We start from the raw sequence: 26,177 nt of genomic DNA on the forward strand, positions 1-26,177 counted from the left end.
ATCTGGTTAATTACATAAATGTAAGTTTGGTGTATAGAGTAAATTAGCATAAACAGTGCATTATTTCTATTATGTGATATACTTTCTACATCATAACGAAAAGGTTTTCGTAAAATGAATGAAATCGACTGAAACGTAGTAACTAATCAACCAGAAGAGAGTGAGATATGGTATGAATGAGAAGAGACTTTTTAATGATGGATGGCAATTTGCAAAAAGTGATCTAAGCGTTTCCATGTTGACTGATCGTACGGATCGTACTCATACGGATTGTACTGATTTTAGTGATACTCCTAATCTTCCTAACTCTACGGATACTCCTCATCCTCCTGATTCTGCGAATCTTACTGGCCATACGGATACTGCTGATCTTCCTGGCACTTCTAATCTTGCTAGTACTTCTAATCTTGCTAGTACTGTTAATTTTACTCGTACTACTAATCTTATGAATGCTAATGGCCTGACCGATCTTACTAAGCTTTCTTTTGAGGCGGTTGAGCTTCCCCACGACTGGCTGATCTACGATACATTGGATTTATATGAGAATAGTATTGGATGGTATCGCAAAACGTTTGAATATACGAAGGATGAGCAACAGGTGCTTTTGTGTTTTGACGGGGTGTATATGGATTCGACCGTGTACGTGAATGGACAGCTCGTTGGGGAGTGGAAATATGGATACTCTGCGTTTGAGCATGAAATTACGGATGCTTTGGTTGATGGCGATAATGAAATTCTGGTTAAAGTTGTGCATCAGAGTCCGAATAGCAGATGGTATTCCGGGGCGGGTATCTATCGGAATGTATGGCTGAGAACAAGGAGCCGTAATCATATTATGACCGATGGAATCTATGTCTCGATGCAGCAGCAGCCGGATGGATGGCAGGTCGAAGTAGATACGGAGTTGTCTCTGGAGCAAAATAAACGTGCGCGGTTGGTTCACACGCTTTGGTACAATGGCGAGGTTATCGCATCTTCTCAAGCGGAGATTCTGGCAAAGGTAGATGCAGATGAACGCGATGAGTTAACAACACATACAAATGCAGAGGTACATGAGAATAGATACTTGAATAGCCAGCAGCTTAGGGTGCTCAATCCCAACCTATGGAGCCCGGATGTTCCCCACTTATATGATCTCGTAACAGAACTACGTCTGATCTCGGGAGAGCAACATGAGGAGCTTATCGAGTCTGTTCCACAGCGAATCGGGTTCAAACAGGTCAGACTGGATGCCAGCGAAGGCTTCTATCTCAACGGTGTCAAAATGAAATTGAATGGTGTCTGCGAACACCATGATCTCGGCGCATTAGGGTCTGCGTTTAATGTGGCAGCGCTGAGAAGAAGGTTTGTTTTGCTGAAAAAGATGGGAGTCAACGCGATTCGAACCGCGCATAACATGCCGGCGAAAGAGTTCATGGAACTGGCCGATGAGATGGGCATGCTGGTGGTGTCCGAAGCATTTGATATGTGGGAACGGGCGAAGACGCCGTATGACTATGCCAGATTTTTCACCGAGTGGGCACATGCCGACGTAAGAAGTTGGGTGAGACGTGATCGGAATCACGTCAGTCTGATCATGTGGAGTATCGGGAACGAAATCTATGATACCCATGCGGATGAGCGTGGGCAGGAAGTGACGCGCATGCTGATGGAGTATGTGCAGGAATTTGATCCGAAAGGAAACGCACGGGTGACGATTGGTTCGAACTACATGCCTTGGGAAAATGCTCAGAAATGTGCGGATATCGTGAAGCTGGCTGGCTACAACTATGCGGAAAAATATTATGACCAGCATCATGCCGAGCATCCGGACTGGATTATCTATGGTAGTGAGACCTCTTCAGTTGTGCAAAGCCGTGGTATTTATCACTTCCCTTATGAACAACCCGTTCTGGATGATGATGACGAGCAGTGCTCGGCACTCGGAAACAGTACGACCAGTTGGGGAGCGAAATCGCCGGAGTATTGCATTATAGCTGAGCGCGATCATCCGTTTTCCTTGGGGCAATTCCTTTGGACAGGGTTTGACTATATTGGCGAACCGACGCCGTATCATACGAAAAATTCGTATTTTGGACAGCTGGACACAGCCACGTTCCCGAAAGACTCTTATTACATCTATCAAGCTGCCTGGACGGATTATAAAAAAAATCCAATGGTGCATCTATTCCCGTACTGGGATTTTAGCCCTGGTCAGATCATTGATGTACGTGTGTGCAGTAACGCGCCCAAAATTGAATTGCAGCTCAATGGTGAAACCATCGGCACGTATGATATCGACCATGCTCATGGAACCCAGTTGTCCGGCTGGTGGAAAATACCTTTTGAAGAAGGTGAGCTGAAGGCCATTGCTTACGATGAGCATGGTACGGTGATTGCCACCGATGTACAGCGTTCTTTTACCGATGCGAAGAAAGTGTGCCTGTCGACAGATCGTCAGGAGTTGCAGGCTAACGGAAAAGACCTCGTTTATGTAGAGATTACAGTGGAAGACGAAGCAGGCCATCCGGTACACAATGCCAATAATCGTGTGCAGGTGACGGTGTCTGGTGCGGGACGTTTGCTCGGTCTGGATAACGGGGATAGCACGGACTATGACCCGTATAAAGGGCTTAGCAGAAGATTGTTCAGCGGTAAGCTGATGGCGATTATTGGATCGACGAATGAGGCAGGAACAATCCAGGTCGAAGTGTCTTCGGAAGGGTTAGAAGGAGCAACAGCTACATTCGAATCTAAGGTAGCGGATGAGGGGCGCGAATCCATAACAGTGGATGCAAAACCTGTCTTCATGAAAAATGAAAAGCGTCCGGTACTGACGGGTCACGCTCAGGAAACCCCTCTGCGGAAAATTGAAATCATCAGTGAATCGGGACAGATCCTTGATGCCTCTAACCCGGAAGTGATGGTTACAGCCAAACTGTACCCGGAAAATACCACTTATCGGGATGTGCAATGGTCTGTTGTAAATGATGCTGGTATCGTGTCCAATATTGCCAAGGTGGAAGTGATCACTTCTGGAACGGGCGACGAGCCAGGTTCACAGAGTATAGACTTGGACGAGAAAAGGCATGTGGTCAGAGTATCAGCTATGGGCGACGGGGCGTTCCGCCTGCGTGCAACCAGCAACAACGGTACAGACAAACCCAAACTCATCTCCCAACTGGAGTTCAAGGCAGAAGGTTTGGGTACAGCCTACAAAGATCCATATGGATTTATCTCAGGTGGTCTGTACGACTATACCAAAGGTGATGTGGGCAACGGTAATGAACGTGGCGTAGCTACCAGCAGGGACAGCGAAACTCATGTGGGCTTCCGCAATATCGACTTCGGCCCATACGGCTCGGATACGATCACGATTCCCATTTTTGCGCTGTCGAGTGAAACATATTTCATTCAAATCTGGGAAGGCATGCCGGGTGAAGAGGGCAGTGTGATGATTGCCGATGTCGTGTACGACAAGGAATCGATATGGAATGTATACCAGGAGGAGACGTATCGTCTGTCCAAACGACTCAGCGGCATTACGTCGATCTGCTTTGTGCTGAAACAGAAGATTCATATTAAGGGCTTTTCATTTGAACCGCAAAGCAGAGCCTTTGAAACCAATACAGCTGCGTCTTGCGATCATCTATATGGAGATACATTTACGATTGAAAATAGCCGTGTGGAAGGCATCGGGAACAACGTATCACTGGAGTTTGAGCAGATGGATTTCACGAGTGTAGGAGCATCCAAACTAGTGATCTATGGCGCTTCAGCGATAGATAAAAACACGATTCATATCCGCTTCTCGGGTGCGGACGGGCAGAGCAACCAACTGGTGGAGTTTACTCAATCCGTATGGTACGAGGAACGGACATTTGAATTAGAACCGGTATACGGGGAGCAAAAGGTAACTTTTATTTTTCTGCCAGGTAGTCAGTTTGACTTTGGCTGGTTCCGGTTTGAGAAGTAAATAAGGAAGAGCACATACACCTAAGTACCATGCACAAGGAAACGTACGAAAAATACAAGTTTATATCAGAAACCGCCTCTTGCATAAATAGATACAAAAATCCTCCTCAAATCTCAGATGCTGCTTCTTAACAGCTACTGATTTCGGGAGGATTTTTTCAGTTCGTGTGTATGCTTAGCTGTCTAAGCTTGCTACAAGTGTTAATTAATTTGTCTATGTGAGGGTATTATCTTCCGTCATTTCACTTCATCAATCGTTACTTTGGCGGTGTTACTATCCCAGGTTACGTCCAGCCCAAGCCCCCGCAACATGTCATAAGGTGCTGTGGTAGCCCCCGAATAGATGCTGGTGGGCTCGCTCATTGTTCCAACCTGCTCTTCTTGCGAATGAAGCTTATTCAAGGTGGATACCGTGTATTGCAGTTCATTCGGCTTGATCGCAATGATCCGATCATTATATTTTAATGTATAGTGACTTATGAATCCCTCCGCTGAATGCACCTGGAATTCGGCTCCAAGTGCTAACGCAATCGTTTTGATCGGAAGTTGGAGCGTTCCGCTCGTTTCTACTGCAGGATATACGGATTGTAGTAACTTGCCATTCACATAGATATCTGTACCTAGCTTAGCTTGAACAGGGATGTACACCATGCCTCCCGAAGATGTAGCCGGCGCACCTGCCTCCTGATATTTGTCACCACCCCATCCCCAGACGTTTGCATCGGAGGAAAGTGCAAGACTATGGTAGTACCCGGCAGACACATCTTTGATATCCGATAACTGCTTTATTTTCCCTTGTTTGCCTGTTACGGTGTTCCCGAAGCTGTATACCTCGCCTTTTGTAGTCACCAGAAGTACATAATTCGTGTTAGCATCCAACGTCTTCACTTGGAGTTCATGATGATATGGAATCCATTTTGCTTTTCCTTGTAAACTCAGTCGCCAGACTCTACTTTCCGAATCGAGGGCGAGCAGATCCCCGCCATTACTCGTGATGAACGTAATTTTGCTTAGACCTTTAATCAGCTTTGCTTTGGAAGGCTTACGGTCAGATCCATCCGCTTCTTTCCATGTCCAGACGGAGCCGTCTTTCTTGAGTGCATATCCATCGTTACCGGAGAGCGTGGTTTGCACTACGTCTTTTAATCCATGAATCGGGTACAGGATAGGCTTCCGTGTGGCATCCTCGTTTGAGGTGCCTGGGAGTTTCGGAGATGGTTTCTGCCAGGATTGAACGGTCCCATTCCGAAGAAGGGCTACGCTTGTGAAGGGTCCTGCGGTCACACGTGTAGCATTAGTGATTCCAGGAACTTGGCTGGGCGTTCTGCCAGCTCCCCACTGCCAGACGGTTCCATCTGCTTGAACGGCTACACTGTACCCTTCACCGGAAGTAGAGAGGGCTGTGACAGCGGATAAGTGCGGAATACGGACAGGACTGAATGTATGGCGATACCTTACCGTGTCGCTGATCCCAAGCTCTCCTAACAGATTTCGGCCCCATGCCCAGACAGAACCGTCACTTCTTAACGCCACCGTGTAATAGTAACCACCTGCTACTTCTGTGTAGTGGAGTTTCTGAGTTGTATTCGAAGTCACAGAGGGTTTGGAAGGAGAGGCGAGAGAGAGTACCGACACTGTACGATCCGGAACGCTTCCTGTGGAAGTTTGCTTGTCATTGGATGCATATGTAGTGGACACCGAAGGGAGCGAACCCAAGATCAGACTAGAGACAACTCCAGCTGAAATCATGACTTTACCGACGCGGCGGAACGATTGGCTTTGTGGAACTGGCTTTACTCGCGATGAAGAGGATCCTGCTTGTTCTGTTGTTACATGATTGATCTGACTATCTAAATTCATGAGATCGCCTCTTTTTTGAAAGGTATGGTAAAAATGGATGTGATATTAAATAAACGTATGAACAAGGATGAAAGTTACGCCAAATGGAGAGAGTTCTCATGAAAAATCTCAGGGAATGTGGGTCACTCCGTATACTCTCTTTCAAAAAATGTAACTTATCCAGTCCAGGTCACGTTGTACATATGAGGTGATTGCAATGGGAAAATATTTAATTATGTTATGTTTAGCAACTGTACTTGTAACAGGGTGTAGTTCGAATGATCCGCAGCAGACTGTCGATCCGGTAGAGAAGAAAAATCCTTTTCCTGCTATAGTTGAGCCGCATAAGGCGGAGCAAGCAGAAGAAAGTGGAGATGTTGTCTTCCTGCACGGAGAGATGCGAAACCGAGATAAGTGGGAGTCTTTTATGCAAAATGTGAAACAGAATCAACCGGATCATGTCCGGGTCACCATGTATACGATTGAAGGCGATCCCATCATCCATGAGCTAATCTATGACGGTACGCTGTTTCAATCCACCTATGATGCCACAAGAGATAAGTATGGCTCCAGAGAAGAGATCATGACGAATACTTGCAAGGGAGTGGAACTGACCAAAATGGAGCGAGGAGAATCAGTGTACGTTTTAACCGGTTGTGAGAAGCAAAATAGTTTCTACTTTCCAAAGATGTAGAAGGAAGATAAGAGTTACGAATGATGAATTATGAAACATGAATGATGAATGTTTAAGAATGAACACTGAAAGGCGCAGCGATAAAAAAGGGTGCTCTGGTGGGATTCTTTTGGGATATGAACAGGTTTATATAGAGTAGGGTAGATTGCCGAAGTTTTATTTTTTCCTATGAAAGGGGTCATCACATGAGAGATGTACTAACAGATTGGCAAGCTTCATCTCAGTTCTATCATTCGGTTCTTGTCCAGAGACAGCTGGCCCCGATCTTGCAGGAGGCATGGTTGAAACAGTTTATGGAAGGGATCATGTGGGTGCTTCTGGGTATCATTGTTGTTCAATTACTGCTGTGGGTGAGGGCTCGCTTGAGCAAGGGACCTTTCACAGACGAAGAAGTGGAGCAAGCAGACCCACTGTTTCTCGCCTATTTGCGGAGCAAGGGCAGGCTGAAGTTGAAGGACACGCAGGCGACCATGTTCCAGTTAATTCGTAAAGGCATATTGTCGATGCGAGTTGTGAAAACCAAAGGACGATATCGGAATGATCCAGGGGAAAGCAATCCTCAACTTAGACCCAAAACAACATTGGAGTACAGTGTGGAATCCTCGGTTGCTAACAGTTCGCCGGATGAACAGGGTCTGCTACAATGGCTATTCTCTACCTATGGTTTCGGTAAACAACGGCTGAGACTCGATGCTTTGGCCGGACCAAGCGAAGGGGAAAGCAAGCGGAGAGAAGCCATGAAGTACTACCGGCTTAAAGAAAAGGCGCTGAGCGAAGGCGTTCAGTCGTGGAAGGAACAAGTCGTGGAGACGAGAGACTGGGGACAGTTGATTCGAACGCCGTTGCTTTTGCGATTGCTTGTCTATGTCATGTTTCCTATTCTGATGCTCCTTACAGGTATCGTGTGTTTTGTAGATCGTGTGTCTGTGCCGGGCGTGATAGGTCTGGTAGTTACGGTAGTAATCTGGTCTTTGGTTATTCGGAAAATTCATGTGCATTTGCTCTATCAAGCGGCTTGTGTAGGATTAATGATCAGCCTCACCGTGGCGATCAACGGCAATTCAGCGTTTACTTCATCGCTATACAGTATTATATTTCTGTCTATTTTTGTTCGTCTGTTCTTGCCTGCTAGAGAAGTGGCTCCATCTGAGAGGGATTGGGAGGCCTCTATGCGTCACTGGCGTAAACGATACAGAAAGGGCATTCCAGTCGAGCGCCTGAGTGAGTCGCCAGAAGTGTTGGAACAGATCATTCAGACCGCTCTGGTGCTGGGCATTGGATCACGATGCGTACGCAAAACAGATTGGTCTGTGTTACAGCAACACCATGATCCAGAGCTCAGACGCCTTGCGGATCGTGAACCTGCATCAGATAACAGTGTACCTGGATCAACAACAGTAAAACATACACCTCTATTGGTGCTAGCTTTGCATCTGCGAGGCATATTCAGGCCGATGTTTGCGGCAGAGTTTCCGTTTGATCGCACCAATTATGTCTTTGCCACGATATTCCCTGATTCGGGTGGAAGCAGCGGTCACACTTCGGTCAATACGGATAGCTACAGCGGGGACGGTCATCATCACGGATCAGACAGCCGGGATTCCGGCGGAGGCGGGGACTCGGGCGGTGGTGGAGATTAATTATCATGGATTGAAATGATGCCTCCGCTGAACGCCTGTTCTTCATATGGGAGCCTAATAATACATCAAATTAGATAGGGTATGCGTACATGTGCAAGCTTGGCTGACTAGAGTAGTTACCTAATTACTGAATCTTTGAGGGAGAAAATGATCCTTCTGTTCAATTCCAAAGATAAATTCCATTTGTTAAAATTTAGGTATAACGACTATGAACAGGTTTGGTGGTGAAAACGGCATGTTGCGGATTCAGGTACACCCCGATGAATTGGATGCCAAGGCACGTTATGTTCAGCAATGTAAATTGGATTTGGACCGAATGGTTCGTGAACTGGATAAATCTCTTAATATGCTACAATCCGAATGGTCGGGGGTTACGCAAGAAAAGTTCTTCTGGGATTTCATGGAGGTCAAGCATGTTTTCCCGTCAACACTCGGCATGCTGGATAATATTCAGAAGGAGTTTACCTTCATTGCAAATAATTTCAGGACGACAGACAGCACAGGTGAGGTGGCTCTGTACATCCCCAATGAGTTGAAACCAAGTTTTTTCACTGGAGCAGTGGACAAAGCCATTGGTGACACAGTTACAGGTATGGGCGAGACAGCCGAAGCACTCATCTATAATCCGTTAAGCACACTAGGCAGTTTGGCTTATGCAATGACTATAGGTAAGGCAGTCGATGTTGGACGTGGACTTGCATTTGCTTGGGATGCGGCTTGGGGCACAGGAACGGCAAGATCTGACATCGAGCAGTTTGTGGATGAGAAGAAGAAGCAACTCGATGAGGACGAGTCAGGTTATGTTAAAGGTGCGATGGTCGGCCAAGCCCTCTCTTATTTTATCTTCGGCAGAGCCTTACACCCAAAGGAACGTCATGAATCGGGTGGAGGTGGGGGAGGTAAGAAGGAGACGGAAAAAGGTAGCGTAGGTCATGGAGATCTGACAGAGCCTTCACTACCAAAAGGAAGTAAGCCAACGGGGAATTACGGTGTAGGTGATTCCCACGGGATAAAAAAACAAAATGAAACAGCTAACTTCTTAGCTGATAAAGGTTATGAAATAAAAATGTTAGACGAAATAGATGGTGGGAATGGATATGGAGTTAAAGCAAACTCCAATCCTGACTTTTTAATACAAGGGAAGGTTTTTGACTGTTATTCTCCTATGAACGATGCAAATGTAGATAATATTCTTCGAAACATAGCAAAGAAAACTAAAACTCAAGCTGAAAGAATTGTTGTTAATCTGGATGAATTTCCAACTGAACTAGTTAGTGAAATTACTCAAGGCATTATTAGAAAAGCTAATCCAAATGGGGATCTGAAAAATTTAAAAGAAGTTTTATTTGTTAAAGACGGTAATATAACTAGGGTATTTGGGGAGGATTAATGGATGGATTACGAGTTATTTTTACAAACTAAGCTTGACCGTAAATCATTAGGTGAATTGATTAATCAATATGTTACTGAAACGGTTAAGGAGAACAGTTCACTCCAAATTAACGAAGATGAAATCGTAGTTGGCTGTAGATTTTTCACATTTTTCATTGAGATTGAGGATATTTCTGATATCACGTTTGTTCAAAAACATTATAATCTGGTTTTGAATGTATGCATTAGAATTCAATTGTTTGGTCGTACTTTTAATGATGGTATCGGCCATTTGTTCAAAGTGATTAGTAAACTTATGAAGGATACGGAAGGGAACCTATTATTATTAGAAGATGGTTCCACTCAGTTACTTAGAATGGAAAATGGTTCTTTAACGGTCAATAATCGGTTAGATAAGTATCAAACTAAATATTTTACTCCAAGCCTGCTGAGTATCCTTAATTATCCTTATATTGAAAAAGAGCTCTCAAGCTAGAAATGTAACGGAATCCTCATTTTTGACTGTCAAAAATAAGATTAATAATCCACAGTGTAACCTTTTTATTGAAGGTGACAAAGAAAGCTTGTCTATCTTTGTTAGAGGTAAATATATTGTTTTATACGCGGTCAAGGAATAGATGCAGCCTAGACAAGGGGATATCAGCTAGCGGTGCTAAGTCTTCTAATGGAAGGCACACTATCCGAAGTAGACGAGGAGACTCTGTTGAGTTCCGAAGATGAAGATACAATTAGGTACTTTACGTTTAACGCAAACAAGGTTGTTGAAAGTTCATATGATAGTTTCACGTGGCTCACTCAATCAACGGATTATTTTTGGGCATTGGATATTGTGAATATCAATCATGAGTATGAATTCATTCACAAGTTTGTAGTAGAGTACTTTAAAGATAATCCAGAAGATTACTTGTGGTTTGATGATGCCGAGTGGCACTACACGGCTGATGATATCTTAAGACTACGTCAAAGACCTTATAATCCTAAGTGGTGTAGTGAAAAAGTGATTTGAGTTAAGAGGATGGAGAATGTATGAGTATTTCATCTTTTATCGTATTTAAATGTAAAAAAAGCACTCCGGCATATAATCTATTGAATAGAATTAAAACCTTTTGTACAGAAGAAGCTTTGTTTTTCGACAGTGACGACGAAAAATATGACATTGAAGGAGTATTAAAATATACTCGAATATACATCAGTGACAAGCCATTTAAGGAACATTACTCAAGAACGATCAGTTTTAGTTTATATGACGAACCATATGATTTTCAGTTCGTGACTTTTGACTGGGACAATATGCAAAATGAGTATTTTAAAGCAATAGTTTCTGATGATTTCGATGATAATGAAGATTTATTGTTTCAAGTCTTACTTGCCTTTCTAAGTGAGTTTCCTGATTCGAAGGTATGGATTGAGGAAGAGTGGTTCTACACTTTGCCTGATCTTAAAAGGATAAAAAAATCATACAATAACAGTTGGTGTTACATGGGCCCGAGAATGATTTAGATGAAATCTTACAACTAAAACTATGAAAGACTTAAGGCACTTCTACCCCATAAACGTAGAGGTGCTTCTTACTATAAAATCGAAGGAGAATATCTCGCCATGATCTTTAGAAAACTAATTTTCAAGATCGGCTGTTGCCTTGCGTTTGTGATCTTGCTTGTTATAACCTACAGTTTCTACAAAGAAAAAAGAATGTATGAACAGTACCTAACCTCGAATATCCGTCAAGATATGGTTGATATGAACAGTGCGATCATCACTAATGATCGTATTTTTAACCTCATACTGGAGGATGGCAAAATCATAAACGAGATGGTTGAGGACGGAGAGCAGGCACGTCAGCTTCATTATAATCTCAGAGCTATGTCACAGATTATTGATAAGTATAACTTGATGAATCTCAGTTTTGGTCAGGAAAGCAGTTGGCTTGTAAAACCCGCACCACTATTCATAAACGATTTGGGAGTAGAGGACATATGGCCACGTACACTTCATCAAATGCATATGACGTTCGATCCGTTGGATCAAACCAATCGTACGGTATCTCCAAAACTTAAGACCAGAATACAGGACTACCAGGAGTTAAATCAGCGGTGGTTGAATATCGTCGGAGATTTTGAAACGACAGTGATCGAAGAGAAGGACTGGCCTCGGATACTATATGATCTGGAGCAAGAGACACGATCTTATTTTAAGGAGAAAAATGTTGATTTCGTGGAAGATGACGTTTGGAGAGATGCGTTGAATCCCAGATACAATTAAAGAAAATAAGGGTATGGATGTGAAATGGAGGACTATAGCAGAAGCTTGTAGTTCTTTTTTATTGGGCTGTGGTCATAGTTATTCGCACACTCTCCGCATGTGCTGAAGACATAGTATAGGGCATATATACTGTGTTTACCGGCCTAAGGAGTGTGGCGACTTTGAAGCATACGAACAAGGTGAAAACGACTCTTCACTCAGTAAGAAAGAGACACTCTTCAACGAAACGCTGTAACAATATTCCGAGAAAACGTAAGAAACGATATGCCATACGTAAAGCTTTGGGAAGAAAAAGATGTGCTTACAAGCAGCGCATGAGACAAAAGAAAGTATCCCGCAGACACAGAAATATTGCTTTCCCTGAAAGAAGCGATGTTAATTCCGCCTGTTCTAAGCTCATTATTGATTTGGACCCAGCTAAAATGGAGGAAACCAAAACAGTCAGTCTGCCTACAGCGCAGGGACTGATCTCACAACAAGGTTCCCAAGGCTTGGCAGGCCCTCGGGGTGAGCAGGGTGAAGCAGGCAGTTCAGGAGCACAAGGTGTCGCTGGTCCTCGCGGCGAACGCGGTGAACTAGGAAGTTCGGGAGCCCATGGCCTGATTGGCCCTCAAGGTGTCGCAGGTGAGCAAGGCCCCTCTGGAGTGCAGGGACCTGCTGGTCCTCGTGGTGAACAAGGCGAACCGGGAAGCACGGGAGTTCAAGGTCCGGTCGGCCCTCAAGGTGTCGCAGGTGAGCAGGGCCCCCCTGGAGTGCAGGGACTTGCTGGCCCACGTGGCGAACAGGGCGAACCGGGAAGTCCGGGAGTTCAAGGTCCGGTTGGTCCTCAGGGTGTGGCTGGTGAGCAGGGGCCTCCCGGAGTGCAGGGACCAACAGGGCCTCAGGGTGAGCAAGGCCCACCGGGCAGTGTCCCCGGAATTCAGATCATTCCTACATCCGACCGCTACTTTTATTTCCCTGACACGGATTTGGATTTGTCGAACTCGGTTACAGTTGCTGCTGGTGAATTTGTTAATGATGAGGGAGGAAGTATATCTCAATTTGCAGGAATCGGCATGACGAGTTACTACAATCTTTATATTAATGGAATCGTACAACCTGGCAATTCGTATGTGTTAACTGCAGATGATTTATTTATTCCGTCTCAAAGCGGTGTCCTGTTTGCTGAAACACCAGTTATCATTGAGATCGTTCAATTAACAGCGGTAATCCTAAATAATTGAAAATGGTTATATCATCTCATCTCTCTGCCTTCACTACTCTCAAATCTACTACATATACTATGTCAGGTAGGAGGTGAGAAACATGCCACTTGTTACACCATTTCAGAACAGTTTAAGATTCGCTGCGACTATAGGGGATGGAACAGGAACCGGAGCAACATTTGCAATTGCTGCGACTGCTTTTACGGACGATGCAGGTACAGCCGCAACAGCTTTTCCAGGCACGTTCAATTACTACAATCTCTACGTTAATGGCCTTATGCAAACAGCTGACACATCCTCAGTTACCACCACTACACTTACAATCCCCGGTGGAGATGCATTAAATGATGGTACTCCAATTGTCGTACAATTTGTAGTGTCATAAGGATTGCTTGAAGTGATTTTTGAAAACTAATGTGTGGCTTCTATCTTTGATAGGAGTCATTTTTTTGCTCAATACGAATTCAGCTTGCGATTGTGCATACTTCATTGCATGACAAGGTCCACAAATCCAACAAATTTGGATTAGCCTTCAGGAACAGACTGATACATTGTATATCCGCTTTCTTCACTGGAATATACATACTCAGGATGTTCTATTGAACGATACAATTTTGTGCCTGGAGGCAACACAGAAGCCATACCGGATTGAAACTTTTTATTTTTTTTATAGTTCATAGATATTTGACCATATGGAGTAGTGTTTACAGATTTAAATTCTGTTTCGTTAACGGTTTTGACCTTTTTATAGAGAATCGACTCGATTAAAAATAGATCACTATTTTTGTCCTCTTTCATTAAAGTTTGAGCCATTTCTTGAGTTGCGCTAGTTTCTATTGTACAGCCAACTATGCTAAACAATATGACAGTAGATAACAGAAATAAATAAATAACTTTGGTTACCATTTTAATCCTCCTTGTATCGTTTTTCCGTGATACTTGGTTTAACTTCTAACCTTCGAATAAATAGTAATATAGTATGTTACCATACCACAAGTAGAGGTGCATTTTGCTATTCCATCCAAACAACTAATGAAAATTCTCACGTGCTGGACGATAATAGAGTAGAGACCATATTTACCAATACCAAGAAATATCATGGATCACAACTACATATCCACAACCATCCTAACCTGCGCGAGGTACATTCATGAAACAAGGTATATATGAACAGCTTATCAACACCATCACCAGACAAGAGATTTCGGCGCTCGACCCCGATGTGTATCACATTGGGACTGAGAAGCTGGATGCGGAGGAAGCGCGTAAACTACTATCTACGTATTTGGCAGCGGTGACACGGCGAGCGCTCGAGATTGTACGGGAACAGACGGAAGATAAAATGGCTGTATTAGAGCAGATACGAACCTGCAATGAGATTATTGCAACCCTGAAAGGCACGTTGGGGGAAGAGGAGTATAACGACTTGCAACTGGATGAGCAGGGGGAGGTGCTGACTCATGTGTATTCCAAGCTGAACAGCATTCGTGCCATTCGGGATACCAAAATCATTCGTCCGGATACGCCAATTGCCCAAAGCTCGTTATTCACAGGTGCCAAGTCTGAACCAAGTATGCTTCTGGAATTGCAAAAAGAGATCGTGACCGCCGACCGGATCGATTGGCTGGTGTCTTTTATCAAATTCAGCGGGCTTCGCCTGCTGCTGGAGCAACTTCAGCAATTCACATCAGGTGGGGGCAAACTACGGATCATCACGACCACCTATATGGAAGCTACCGACCTCAAGGCGATTACCGAACTTAGCAAATTACCGAACATCGAAATCCAGATTTCGTACGATACCAAAGTTACGCGACTGCATGCCAAAACGTATATTTTCCACCGCGATACGGGATTCACCACCGCTTATGTCGGCTCTTCGAACCTGTCCAACCCGGCTCTGACCAGTGGCATGGAGTGGAATCTCAAGGTGACCGAGAAGGATTCCCTGGATGTGCTGCGCAAGATCGAAGCGACCTTCGAGAGTTACTGGAATGACCGCGAATTTACGAGGTATATCCCTGAGGATCAGGAGCATGAGGCACAGCTGAGAGCAGCCCTGAACCGCAAAAAAGACCCATCCGGACAGTTCCACCTCGACATCCAGCCCTACGATTATCAAAAGGAAGTACTGGAACAGCTTGACGCCGAGCGCACGCTGTATGGACGAAACCGTAACCTGATCGTCGCCGCCACAGGCGTTGGCAAAACGGTCATCTCTGCCTTTGATTACAAGCGATTCCGCGCAAGCCGCGCGGGAGCCAAGCTTCTTTTTGTCGCCCATCGGGAGGAGATTTTGAAGCAAAGCCGCGACACGTTCCGGTATATCTTGAAGGACATGAACTTTGGCGAGTTACACGTCGGGAGTCACCGCGCAGAGGCGCTGGAGCATCTGTTTGTCAGCATACAGAGTCTGAACTCCATGAAGTTAACGGACATAACCAGCCCAGACTATTACGACTATATCATTGTGGATGAATTCCACCACGCTGCTGCACCTTCCTACCAGAAACTGTTGTCTCACTACGAGCCACAAATTCTGCTTGGACTTACAGCAACGCCTGAACGTATGGATGGCAAAGATATTACAGCCTACTTCGATCATACGATTGCCGCCGAGATCCGTCTGACGGATGCCATCGACCGCAAGCTGCTTAGCCCGTTTCAATATTTCGGTGTCACGGATACCGTTGATCTGTCTCAGGTGAAATGGTCACGTAAAGGCTACGATCTGAACGAACTGGAGAAGCTCTACACCCATAACAAAATCCGTGCCAATCAGATCATGCAAAGTCTGAACCGATACGTCACCGACCTGGATGATGTTAAAGGATTAGGATTTTGTGTAGGGGTGGATCATGCGCTGTATATGGCTAAAGTTTTCAACGAAGCTGGTATTCCATCTATAGCTTTGCATGGCGGTTCAAGTGAACAGGAGCGTCATTCTGCAAAAGGAAAACTGGTGAACGGAGAACTGCGCCTGATTTTTGTTGTCGATCTGTACAATGAGGGTGTGGATATCCCTGAGGTGAATACGATTTTGTTCCTGCGTCCGACCGAAAGTTTAACCGTATTCCTGCAACAACTCGGTCGTGGACTACGGATGGCAGAAGGCAAAGAGTGCCTGACCGTGCTCGACTTCATCGGGCAAGCGCATCAGGAGTACAGATACCAGGATAAATTCCGCGCCCTGATCGGCGCGACCAAACATTCCATCTCGTATTACGTCGAGAACGGCTTTTCGAATCTGCCTCGTGGCACGTTTATTCAGTTGGAAAAACAGGCCAAGGATTACGTTATGCGTAATCTGAAACAGATGAGCCGTAATCGCAGAGCACTGATCCAGAAACTGCAAACGTTCCAGCAGGACACTGGACTGCCGCTGACGCTCGCTCATTTTGTAGAGCATCACGGGATGACACTAGTTGAACTATATGGTGGTCGTTCGGGCAAAAGGTATTTCCGCGGGCTGTTGGCCGAAGCGGGGCTAACCGAGCCAGTAGAGGATGAGCAAGAGGAATATATCCGCAGATTGCCATCTGTGCTGACGATTAATTCCCGAAGCTGGTTGAATTTCCTGATCGACTATATTGAAAAAGGCAAAGAGCCCACAAACGCTGATGAACAGCGCATGTTGATCATGTTCTATTACACCTTCCACCGGGCTGCACCGGAGAAGCTGGGGCTAAGCAGCATTCAAGAAGGGGTTACACGCGTCCTGTCTTGCGCAGCATTCCGGGCCGAACTTGTGGATATTTTCAAATATAACTTGGCTCACCTGCGATTTGTGGATAAAAGCCATGCGTTCCCGTACACTTGTCCACTGGATATCCACTGTATGTACTCCATCGACCAAGTGCTCGCCGCCTTCGGCTACTGGAATGTCGAGCAATCGCCAACCTTCCGCGAAGGCGTCAAATATTTTGCCGATGAACAGACCGATATTTTCTTCATTACACTGAACAAATCGGACAAAGACTTTTCTCCTTCCACGCTGTATGAGGATTATGCGATCAACGAGCGCTTGTTCCACTGGCAGACTCAGAGCAGGGTGTCGGAGCATACGGCTACGGCGCAGCGTTATATTCATCACCGGGAGACGGGGAATCGTATCGCACTGTTCGTGCGGGAGTACAAGGAGGAGAATGGTTATACGTCTCCATTTGTCTTCCTGGGTGAAGCGGATTACGTGAGTCATGAAGGGAACAAACCCATGAGCTTTGTATGGCGACTGCGGGAAGAGATGCCAGCGAAGATGGTGGCGGTGGCGAATAAGTGTATTGTTTGAGGATCAGTACTGTCGTAAAACCACTATGTTACACTGATCTTAATGTTCTAATCATACTTGAAGCAATATAGGCCTCTTGGAAATAATACCTATAAATCTTAATTTCATACCTTAAGAACCATAAGTGTGGTATATTTATCCTATTAAAAGTCGTTTATTGTTGATTTATGATTTCGCAAAATGGCACTGAGCCGTAATTCTTTTTCAACTTCATGTATGCGGGACCAAAGCATGGTCTATTACACAGCAAACAGCGTATGGTGACAGACATGGTTCCTATTGGGGAACTATGTCTTTTTTTGTTGATTTTAATAAGTGTTTTGGAGGATGGGGCATGTCTACGAATATTCATTTCATTGATGTTCTGAAGCGCTGTAAACAGTCTTCGAAGGAGGCTGTAGAAAATCTTGAAGGATTCAGTGAATTTAAAAGATATATGCACGTTCAAAGGCCAGTAGAAAAGGAACTTGAAAACTTTATTATTAATGCCAATCAAACTAATGAACCACAGTTAATATTGGTGTGTGGTGGAGTGGGTGATGGGAAATCACATATCTTATCGTACTTAAAAGATAAATATGATTTTTTAGCGGACCCAGCAAAGTTTTATTTACATAATGATGCAACAGAGAGTTTTTCTCCTCGGAAAACTTCAATTGAAACGTTGGCTGAGATATTAAAGCCATTTTCAGATCATGAAATTGGAAAGGGTTCAAATATAACCATTGTCTTAGCCATCAATCTAGGTGCTCTTAATAACTTTATTGATGCAGAGGAAGGGCGGGAGTTCACTCGGCTCAGAGAATTTGTACATGCAAAGAGAATTATGGAGTCTGTGATTACAGAGGAAGTGTCTCAGGATGATCACATTTTCAAATATGTGAATTTCAGTGATTATCACATGTATGAGCTAACAGAACATGGTCCTCGCTCTAGTTACATTAAGGGGATTCTACAAAGAATTACTCAAAATACAGAACAAAACCCTTTCTACAAGGCTTATCTCAGAGAAAAAGATAATTATCCCGAAATAGCTTTGAAAAATCCAATTCTTCAAAATTATGAGTTGTTACAATATGATGATATCCAGGACAAAATCATTGATTTATTGATTCGAGCGATGGTAAAAGAAAAACTAATTATTTCTACTCGGGCACTGCTTGATTTTATATACAATATTATAGTTCCTTCTTCAATGGATAACATAGAGCATGAGAAATTGATGGAATTAATCATAAATCAAGATTTTCAATCTTACACGTCATGTTTGTTGCCTTTCCAACTATTTGATCGTGAGGATGCATCTGCTATACATCAAGCTATAAATCATATTAATCCTACGCAATATCGCACAGAGTTGCTTGACCAGCACCTAATTGATTTTAAGTCTAGAAAGGACGGGGCATATTTATTTAGTCAATATATTGATGTAAATAGAGCACCATATTTTGCTAAATCTCTTGTTCCACATTCTCCATGGAAAGATGAGGACAAAAAGAGCGTTTCTTTCAGAAATGAGTTAATTAAGTTATTTGTATATTTATACTATTTGGTTCCCAGGGAACAACACGATTCGTTTAAAGATCAGGACTATGATCAATATATGAATTACTTGTTTCATTGGAATAGAAGATCATGGAGTATGTTATCCAAGCTTTACAGAGAGGACGTTCGTGATGCGATCTATAAATGGAATGGTGAAGGCTATGGCGGACTTATTTATGTTCAGATTGGACAACCGCAGACGCACTATTATGCTTTACAAAAACTTGAGATTGAACCTGCGCTTGAACGAGTAGAGGCTAGAGCAGAAGATGTCTTAATGAAGTTTTTGCCGATGTTAACGATTGCCTTCAGACCTAAGGGTGGAGCACCCGTTGAAATAGACATCGATTTCTCATTATATTCTTTGTTGATTCGAATCAAAAACGGTTATCGCCCGAATAAAAAGGACAAATTCCAATATATCAAGTTTGTTGAATTCATAGATCAGTTGAGTAGTATAGGGAACGACAAAAATGAGCTTATTTTTGAAAGCAAGAAGTTCGGTAAGTCTCAGCGTTATCGACTGACTTACGATGATTTATTCGACCAATATTCATATACGGAGATGTGAAAATATGGAGTTTAAGTTGGATTTAGAAACCATTATAGACAAGTTCAAATTTGATTCTTCCATCAGGCATAATCCTAAAATTCCTGTTGAACTCTTACCTTACAATACAAAATTTAAAGATATGCAATTTAACCTTAAGGAAGTTGTAGGCGAGTTTTTGCGTCTGGTGGGGCAAAAAAAAATGTCCTCAGAAGCGAATCCCGAACAACTAGTTGAAGCCGTATTAAAATCTATTGATTTCAAAGATATAAATCAAAAAAACGAATTCAAGCAAATGATTAGAACTTTATTCATTGACGAAAACAACCAACTATTCTTATTCCATCCTCAGACGCTTTATTACATCAATACGGTTGAGAACGAGAACAGAAAGTTGGCTGAGTTTCTCTTTGCGGTTTTATGGAATGGAAACGCTGCATGGGAAATTAGTAATGAAGAACATCAGACGGATGATTTGATGAGTTCGTTAATATTCAAAGCTCTACCAGTGTTGAAGAGTGAGGAGTTACAATCCCCTAAGTATGCGGTGTTATTACCAGAAATATCGGAATTATTTGCTGTTGATTTTGAATGGCTTTCTACGAAACAGGATTTGTTTACTCAACAATTTGAGAAACTTCTATCTTACTATTATTTTTTCTATATTACTCAAATGTTACGTAGAAATGAAGCTTTGTTTGCCAAATACGAGAAGAGTATAGTGCCTATTTATTTTACATTTGAAGAAGAAGAAAGATTATCGAAAACCAGAGTTAGTTACGAATACGGATGGAAAAACATTGAAAGATCGATTAATCGAATGTTTACACATGTAAATTTTCATAAAATGCTTAATATTTCAGTGGAGGGAGTAGAGGAGGTACTTTCTTATCAAGAAATTGCTGAAGTACTTCGCACAGGAACAAATGAAGAAATTCTTGCAATCGAAGAAGCTGTAGACAAGGTGATAGAGCAATATCGTGAGGGGCTATCCGATGTGAAGTGGAGTCAAATGAGCTTAAATCTCGAAACATATGACCTACCTGTGTTAAATAAATTATCTATATTATTTCAAATGATTGAATACCAGTTCAATAATTCATTTCGATCCAAACCGTATAACGAATATAAGATGTGGTTTACACATTTTTGTCAGAGAACATTCCTCAAATCTAGGGGGAGATCTGGAAAAATGTTAATTCTGGATACAGATTATTTATTATTCCTGACTAAAATCATCATTAAAGATGAGCATAAAATCAGATTGAAGAAGCTATTTGAACAATTCGAAGTAAGAGGAATTATCTATGATAGGGATACTCAGGTTTCAATCATTGAGTATTTCGAGAAGTTGAATTTGCTAGAGAAAAAAAGTGATAGTGGGGATGCTATTTATGTCAAAGCATTTTTATAGTTATCTTGCTCAACTCGTGGAACGTTTTTTAAGTGACGTTAATATTCAGGCAGGAGAAAAATATCATATTCAATTTGAACGTGAAGAACAAGTAGTAAATCTAGTAAATCAAATTAAGGGTATGAATCGAGTTAGTCCGTTCTCAATGCCAACGGAGGATGGATTTTATCAATCTCAAACTTTAGATTATGATCAAACCAAGGTATTAATCGCATCAAATATTGAGGAGACCACTCCAGACTTTCTTACAACATTAAGGAATAAAGTTGGCATACATGAAGAACATTTTGAAGATCTGGCTATGCTTTTAATCCACAATTCAAACTTAGATAGTTTGGTTCAAGGAATGACTTCATTTGCAAAAGAAGGTATGCCTTTTCATATTGATTCAATTGAAAAAGATTTGCAAGAAATGATGAAGCAAACGAATCTATCCTCAGAAGAGAAACAAGTTCTTAACTTCTCCATTGAGTCAATGAAAGCCCAACAAGGACTTCATGAGAGAGTGAACTTATTTGACTACGAAAATATACTTACTGTGCTGAACAATGAGAAATTAGAAAAGCATGAATATAAAAACTTTGGACTTTTTTATGATGCCGAACTTTTTAATACCCCTAGAACTCCTAAGGAAATTAAAGAAAGACTAAAGGAAAATCATTCTCTTTATAGTGACGTTGAAATTGCCCATCAATATGGTTCTGCTGAGGTCAGTCTAGAGCGGTACTTTGATGATCAAGGGGTTAAGATTTTATCGGAGTCAGAGACATGGCAGGATGTTGATTTTGGTTCAGTACGAAGATCGAATCAAAAAAAATTAGAAGGAAAAGGTCTAGAGTATGTAGAGGCTGGTAAGAAATTGACTTTGGAAGGATTAGAGTATTGGGAGAGGGCCGATGGCGAAACCAAGAGTAAGCAACGTAAACGAAACATTATCGTGTTCAATCCTGATCAAGAAGAAGATATCACGTTAGAATTTACATTTAATGATTTTATCAAAAATCAGTATATCAATGAAACTAAAATTAAACATTCAATACTGGCGGAACAAGCAGGTAAAAAGATTCGCGTACGCTTAAAGCATGAAGTTGGACAAACTACATTTTACGGTGTGAAATACAAAACAGAGGTATCTCCAGCTTATGAATTTAGAATTACAGTGGTTGAGACTCAGCCCAAGTTTCTTCAGTCGATACAAACGGCTTATGCCATTACGTTATCAAAATCCAAAAGTTCGTATCTTTTAATTAATTCAGATGCGGAACGTTGGTTTTTCAATAAAGATGCATCAGAAATCACCAAAGTTAATTTAACAGAATCTCATAGCACATTTGACATTTCTGAGGACCAGGAATTAGAAGTATCTCGTAATGATGAAAATAATAGTGATGAAGAAATGATTTATTTTAATATTAAACTTCCTCACACAGGCATTCCATTTGCTGTGCAGGATTTAGTTGAACGTCCTGTTCCGATTGGTGGTTTTAGTGTGTGGAAGCTAAAGCGTGAAAAGCAAGAACACTTCATCTATCGCATAGAGAATGAGAAGATGAAGATTGTACAAGGAACGAGAGAGACTTATGCTCAAGGAGAATTCAAGCGTAATTTAGAGAGGGAACGAAAACTTTTAGAAACCAATCATTTGTTTTTTCTAGAAGATAGCTTAGGAGAGATTGTTCCTCAATCGATCTCAGTTTCTGAACCGTTAAAAGAGGCATACTGCGATTTATTGCGATACTTCAGGTCTAACGGTTTACTCCCGAGTTTAGCTTATTTTGATGCAGATTATACTGCACTAGCCCGTAACTATATAGATGTGTATTTACAGGAGCTTGAACAATTACAAAACGGTCAGTCATTAAACCAGATCCAAAGAGACCTTGTTTTAATTGGAACTATTCAGAAAAGTCATATAAATCCAGAGTGGCTACTTACACCATTACATCCTCTTCATTTGGCGTACCAATTACAATTAAATGAAGTGGTGGGTGATGAGTTAATAAATGATGAATTGCTGCATTCCATGAGACCAACGAATTTATTGCCTTATGTTAATTTCAATTCCAAACTATACAAGGCAATTGAAATGATGGATTCATATGAGTGGGCTTCTTACTTGGATCAAAGTTTACCAAGATTCGAGTCATCCAAAACATTTGTAAGTAAATTGGTTCAAGAAAAAATCGAAGAGTTTACTGGCCATTTCGGATATCTTTTTGAATTAGATCGTCGTGCTCCCCTCAAAATTAATACTATTAATATGGGGGACTGTCAGGAAATTCTTCAAGGTCTTTTTGAATACTACAAGAAGCAACTTAAAGATAATTTGGAAAAAGGGAATCTTCTACCTATTGAAATTCACATCTATGCTGAAAAAGGTATCAACAATGTATTTGAGGAGATGTCACAATATACAGATGCAGAAGAGATTGCCAAACAGTTCAATCTTCGATTGGAATTGGATGGATATCATGCTGAAGAATTATTGAATGTTTTCCGAGATAAAGTGAAGTTTTATTCTAAAAGTTCGGATACTAATCATTACGAGTACAGTCACGTTACTTTCTATCAGATGAATAAAATTGAACAGATCGCTACTAGCAATGCTGCGGAAATTATTACTGGAGTTTCATTATTCGGTCTTGTTTCAGGTGTTCCTTCTGTATTCATCAACGAAGATTATAAAACGGGATTCGGAACGAGATATTATCCAATACAAGAAGCTCCGCTATTGAAAATGGTACCGAAGTTGAATTCATTACTGAGGGTTGCCCGAACTCTTGATAATTATCAAGAGGATATAAATATTGTTACTGCAATCTCTGCTGATCATAAACAGCAATTAGATCAAGTCTACGATTCCGCCCATTGGGTTACTTTTATTGAGCCTAAAGTAGATCTGAGTTTCTTCAAGAACAGTGATGCTCAAAAAGAGCTGCTTGTTATTCATTACAGTGATCAATATACATCCTCGAGTGGGTTTGATGCGATCACGGTGACCAGACGATCAAAACAATATCAACGCTTAATTAAAGAATTCCTTGGTCATCAGAGGTTGTATGTAGACGATCATGTGTTACCTCCAATCATTAATTTTTTCAATGCTATTAATGGGAATTGGTTGCTTCGATTGTTGGCTCAGAAGAACTATTTTCCAAAGGAAAAGATTAGTATTCTTTCAGCAGTAAAACTATCCCTTGCTGCTTATGCACACAGCAATATTATATGGATTCCTATCTCAATGGAAGAAATTCTTAGAATCTCAGGTGGGACTGGATTAAGACAATCTGAAGGTTTATTTTCTGCTAAAAAACTAGGGAAATTTGGTTCATACAGTGATGACCTGTTATTAATTGGGATTGAACCTTCTGATCAGGAGATGTTTGTTCACTTTTACCCTATTGAGGTTAAGATAGGACATAACGGTGCTAACGTGCAAGAGAAAGCGGTAAAACAAGTAAAAGAAACTAAGCAGTTATTAATGGAGTTTTTAACTGGTGATGAAAAGAGTTTCCAAGCCGTATTATATCGTAATTTCTTTATGCAATTAGCAATTGCAAGTGCAGAGAAAATGAAGCTTTATTCGGTGTGGTCTGAACAATCATGGAGTAAAATTACGGAAAGTGATGTTCGTGAGTATCTTCTTAATGATAAATACAGGATTGTAAATACATTGGATCAGTATATTGGCCAAGGTGCTGTAATTTCATTTAAAAAGGATGTCGTGTTTACGGATATTAAAATGAACGACGATGTTATGGTCTATGACTACCCCGAACAAAGTGGATATGAATTCATACTCAAAAGTGTTGAAGAGATGAAGGAATATATACAGAGCGATCAAGGGGATTTGTCTCCTGAGCAATTACTGAGTAATTTATATGATCCTTCCAAACGTTTTGAAATAGCACAAGATATTGAGGAATCGACACTACTTGTTGCTGAGAATAGCGGACATTATGAAGTGGGAATGTATGAAGTAGCAGCGACTATGCTTAGATCTGATGAGAATTCAATAGATGAAATAAATGATAAGTCTCAGAGAACTGTAGATTTACAGGCCCCGGCAAAACCACTAGAAGTCTTGTTTGGACATAATGCAACTTCTAAAGAAGAAGTGAAATGGTTCCCTACTTCAACGGATAAAATTATGCACACGAACACAGGAATTATTGGAACGATGGGAACAGGCAAAACTCAATTCACGAAATCATTGATTACGCAGTTAAGTCGTAATAGCTGTGACAACGTGAATCAAACTCCTATTGGTATTTTGATTTTTGACTATAAAGGTGATTATATAAAGCCTGATTTTACTGAAAAGACAAATGCGAAGGTATATAATCTATTTCATTTACCGTTTAATCCCTTGTCTTTATACATGGCAGAGCCTATTAAACCGTTGCTGCCTCTTCATACAAGTAACTCTCTAACAGACACAATTGTAAGGTCTTTCAATCTTGGACAAGTTCAAGCAATAACATTGAAGGATTTAATGATGGAAGCATACGCTAATAAAGGCATTATTAAAGGGGATTCTACGACTTGGGATTTACCAGCTCCAACGATGAGTGATATATACGAACTTTATGCTAGTAAAGAAAACTCTAAAATTGATTCTCTGTATGCGGCACTGAAAGAGCTATATGAAACCGAAGTGTTTGAAACAGATTCCTCCAAAACCGTCTCATTGTTCGACATGATTGATGGGATCACGGTAATTAATCTGTCTGGATACAGTGAGAGTATTCAAAACCTCGTAGTATCCATTACACTCGATGTCTTCTACAACCAAATGCAAATGTTTGGACACAGTGCAATTGATGGAGCTTATCGTGAAATTACGCGAATGATCTTGGTTGATGAGGCGGATAATTTCCTCAGTAAAGACTTCACTTCGATTAAAAAGATTCTGAAGGAGGGGAGAGAGTATGGTGTTGGCACAATCCTATCTACGCAATTCTTAAGCCATTTCTCAACTTCTGATAATGACTATGCGAATTACATTTTGACCTGGATTGTGCATAATGTGTCTGAATTGTCTGCGAAGGAGATTAGAATGGTTTTCAGCACGCAGAGTAAATCAGAAGAAGATAATATCATGAGTAGGATTAAATCGTTGCAGAAGCATTATAGTATCGTAAAGGCTGGTTCAGGACAGCCGATTTCGATGCGGGATAAGGCGTTCTGGGAGTTGAATCTTTAGTTTTTCTGTATATTCGAAATCAGAAATGAAAGCTATAGCAAAAAAATAGGCTCCACCTTATAATTAGTGGTTGATAGTATTAGGATGAAAAATGTGCAAGAGCTCACTTGGGCAATATGTATATTAACAATTATAGATAGATTTTTCTTAAAACTAATGAGTCAACCGCTAATTTTGGTCTTCGAGTC

The 26,177-nt window shown here is 41.8% G+C and carries 16 protein-coding genes; 14 read left to right on the forward strand and 2 right to left on the reverse strand.

Annotated elements, in window-relative coordinates; genetic code table 11:
* Positions 1-445 precede the first annotated feature (445 nt).
* Positions 446-3,955: a glycoside hydrolase family 2 TIM barrel-domain containing protein gene (locus ACUTVW_RS00075; protein ID WP_445644936.1), complete on the forward strand. Its 3,510-nt coding sequence runs from the start codon at positions 446-448 to the stop codon at positions 3,953-3,955.
* Positions 3,956-4,191: 236 nt separating this feature from the next.
* Here ACUTVW_RS00075 and ACUTVW_RS00080 read toward each other — a convergent pair whose 3' ends face one another.
* On the reverse strand, positions 4,192-5,814 hold the full coding sequence (locus ACUTVW_RS00080; RefSeq protein ID WP_445643907.1) for a stalk domain-containing protein: 1,623 nt from the start codon (positions 5,812-5,814) through the stop codon (positions 4,192-4,194).
* A gap of 196 nt (positions 5,815-6,010) precedes the next feature.
* On the opposite strand from ACUTVW_RS00080, the gene ACUTVW_RS00085 reads away from it, so the two are divergent.
* The 9 genes from ACUTVW_RS00085 (at position 6,011) to ACUTVW_RS00125 (ending at position 13,371) form a co-directional block, all read left to right on the forward strand.
* Positions 6,011-6,487: a DUF4362 domain-containing protein gene (locus ACUTVW_RS00085; protein ID WP_445643908.1), complete on the forward strand. Its 477-nt coding sequence runs from the start codon at positions 6,011-6,013 to the stop codon at positions 6,485-6,487.
* A 185-nt stretch (positions 6,488-6,672) separates the two neighbouring features.
* A complete protein-coding gene (locus tag ACUTVW_RS00090) occupies positions 6,673-8,127 on the forward strand; it encodes a DUF2207 family protein (RefSeq protein WP_445643909.1) in 1,455 nt (484 codons plus the stop codon).
* A 208-nt stretch (positions 8,128-8,335) separates the two neighbouring features.
* A complete protein-coding gene (locus ACUTVW_RS00095) occupies positions 8,336-9,517 on the forward strand; it encodes a WXG100 family type VII secretion target (RefSeq protein ID WP_445643910.1) in 1,182 nt (393 codons plus the stop codon).
* A gap of 3 nt (positions 9,518-9,520) precedes the next feature.
* On the forward strand, positions 9,521-9,994 hold the full coding sequence (locus ACUTVW_RS00100) for a hypothetical protein (protein ID WP_445643911.1): 474 nt from the start codon (positions 9,521-9,523) through the stop codon (positions 9,992-9,994).
* Between the two features lie 228 nt (positions 9,995-10,222).
* Positions 10,223-10,525 (forward strand): hypothetical protein, encoded by a 303-nt coding sequence (locus ACUTVW_RS00105; RefSeq protein WP_445643912.1) that lies wholly within the window; start codon positions 10,223-10,225, stop codon positions 10,523-10,525.
* Between the two features lie 20 nt (positions 10,526-10,545).
* A complete protein-coding gene (locus ACUTVW_RS00110; protein ID WP_445643913.1) occupies positions 10,546-11,019 on the forward strand; it encodes a hypothetical protein in 474 nt (157 codons plus the stop codon).
* A 99-nt stretch (positions 11,020-11,118) separates the two neighbouring features.
* On the forward strand, positions 11,119-11,781 hold the full coding sequence (locus ACUTVW_RS00115; protein WP_445643914.1) for a hypothetical protein: 663 nt from the start codon (positions 11,119-11,121) through the stop codon (positions 11,779-11,781).
* Positions 11,782-12,203: 422 nt separating this feature from the next.
* Complete coding sequence (locus ACUTVW_RS00120; protein ID WP_445643915.1) at positions 12,204-13,004, forward strand: DUF4183 domain-containing protein; 801 nt, start codon at positions 12,204-12,206, stop codon at positions 13,002-13,004.
* 82 nt (positions 13,005-13,086) lie between these two features.
* Positions 13,087-13,371: a DUF4183 domain-containing protein gene (locus ACUTVW_RS00125; RefSeq protein WP_221789241.1), complete on the forward strand. Its 285-nt coding sequence runs from the start codon at positions 13,087-13,089 to the stop codon at positions 13,369-13,371.
* A 140-nt stretch (positions 13,372-13,511) separates the two neighbouring features.
* Here the strand turns inward: ACUTVW_RS00125 and ACUTVW_RS00130 are convergent, their stop codons facing one another.
* Positions 13,512-13,892: a hypothetical protein gene (locus tag ACUTVW_RS00130; RefSeq protein ID WP_445643916.1), complete on the reverse strand. Its 381-nt coding sequence runs from the start codon at positions 13,890-13,892 to the stop codon at positions 13,512-13,514.
* A 244-nt stretch (positions 13,893-14,136) separates the two neighbouring features.
* Here ACUTVW_RS00130 and ACUTVW_RS00135 point away from each other — a divergent pair, with 244 nt between their 5' ends.
* From ACUTVW_RS00135 to dptH, 4 genes are all read left to right on the forward strand, one after another.
* The gene (locus tag ACUTVW_RS00135) at positions 14,137-17,274 is read left to right on the forward strand and encodes a DUF3427 domain-containing protein (RefSeq protein ID WP_445643917.1); all 3,138 of its coding nucleotides are present in this window, start codon (positions 14,137-14,139) and stop codon (positions 17,272-17,274) included.
* A gap of 334 nt (positions 17,275-17,608) precedes the next feature.
* Complete coding sequence (dptF, locus tag ACUTVW_RS00140) at positions 17,609-19,390, forward strand: DNA phosphorothioation-dependent restriction protein DptF (protein ID WP_445643918.1); 1,782 nt, start codon at positions 17,609-17,611, stop codon at positions 19,388-19,390.
* A gap of 4 nt (positions 19,391-19,394) precedes the next feature.
* Entirely contained in the window at positions 19,395-20,783 is a 1,389-nt protein-coding gene (gene dptG / locus ACUTVW_RS00145) for a DNA phosphorothioation-dependent restriction protein DptG (protein ID WP_445643919.1), read from the forward strand.
* Positions 20,764-25,989 (forward strand): DNA phosphorothioation-dependent restriction protein DptH, encoded by a 5,226-nt coding sequence (gene dptH, locus ACUTVW_RS00150; RefSeq protein WP_445643920.1) that lies wholly within the window; start codon positions 20,764-20,766, stop codon positions 25,987-25,989. Before dptG ends, dptH begins: the two co-directional genes overlap by 20 nt.
* Positions 25,990-26,177 lie beyond the last annotated feature (188 nt).

The organism is Paenibacillus sp. TSA_86.1 (genome assembly GCF_052691815.1).

Bases quoted from the DNA above. Each gene is read 5' to 3' on its own strand.
- ACUTVW_RS00075 (WP_445644936.1), top strand. From the start codon at position 446: ATGAATGCTAATGGCCTGACCGATCTTACTAAGCTTTCTTTTGAGGCG.
- ACUTVW_RS00080 (WP_445643907.1), bottom strand. From the start codon at position 5,814: ATGAATTTAGATAGTCAGATCAATCATGTAACAACAGAACAAGCAGGA.
- ACUTVW_RS00085 (WP_445643908.1), top strand. From the start codon at position 6,011: ATGGGAAAATATTTAATTATGTTATGTTTAGCAACTGTACTTGTAACA.
- ACUTVW_RS00090 (WP_445643909.1), top strand. From the start codon at position 6,673: ATGAGAGATGTACTAACAGATTGGCAAGCTTCATCTCAGTTCTATCAT.
- ACUTVW_RS00095 (WP_445643910.1), top strand. From the start codon at position 8,336: ATGAACAGGTTTGGTGGTGAAAACGGCATGTTGCGGATTCAGGTACAC.
- ACUTVW_RS00100 (WP_445643911.1), top strand. From the start codon at position 9,521: ATGGATTACGAGTTATTTTTACAAACTAAGCTTGACCGTAAATCATTA.
- ACUTVW_RS00110 (WP_445643913.1), top strand. From the start codon at position 10,546: ATGAGTATTTCATCTTTTATCGTATTTAAATGTAAAAAAAGCACTCCG.
- ACUTVW_RS00115 (WP_445643914.1), top strand. From the start codon at position 11,119: ATGATCTTTAGAAAACTAATTTTCAAGATCGGCTGTTGCCTTGCGTTT.
- ACUTVW_RS00120 (WP_445643915.1), top strand. From the start codon at position 12,204: ATGGAGGAAACCAAAACAGTCAGTCTGCCTACAGCGCAGGGACTGATC.
- ACUTVW_RS00125 (WP_221789241.1), top strand. From the start codon at position 13,087: ATGCCACTTGTTACACCATTTCAGAACAGTTTAAGATTCGCTGCGACT.
- ACUTVW_RS00130 (WP_445643916.1), bottom strand. From the start codon at position 13,892: ATGGTAACCAAAGTTATTTATTTATTTCTGTTATCTACTGTCATATTG.
- ACUTVW_RS00135 (WP_445643917.1), top strand. From the start codon at position 14,137: ATGAAACAAGGTATATATGAACAGCTTATCAACACCATCACCAGACAA.
- dptF (WP_445643918.1), top strand. From the start codon at position 17,609: ATGTCTACGAATATTCATTTCATTGATGTTCTGAAGCGCTGTAAACAG.
- dptG (WP_445643919.1), top strand. From the start codon at position 19,395: ATGGAGTTTAAGTTGGATTTAGAAACCATTATAGACAAGTTCAAATTT.
- dptH (WP_445643920.1), top strand. From the start codon at position 20,764: ATGTCAAAGCATTTTTATAGTTATCTTGCTCAACTCGTGGAACGTTTT.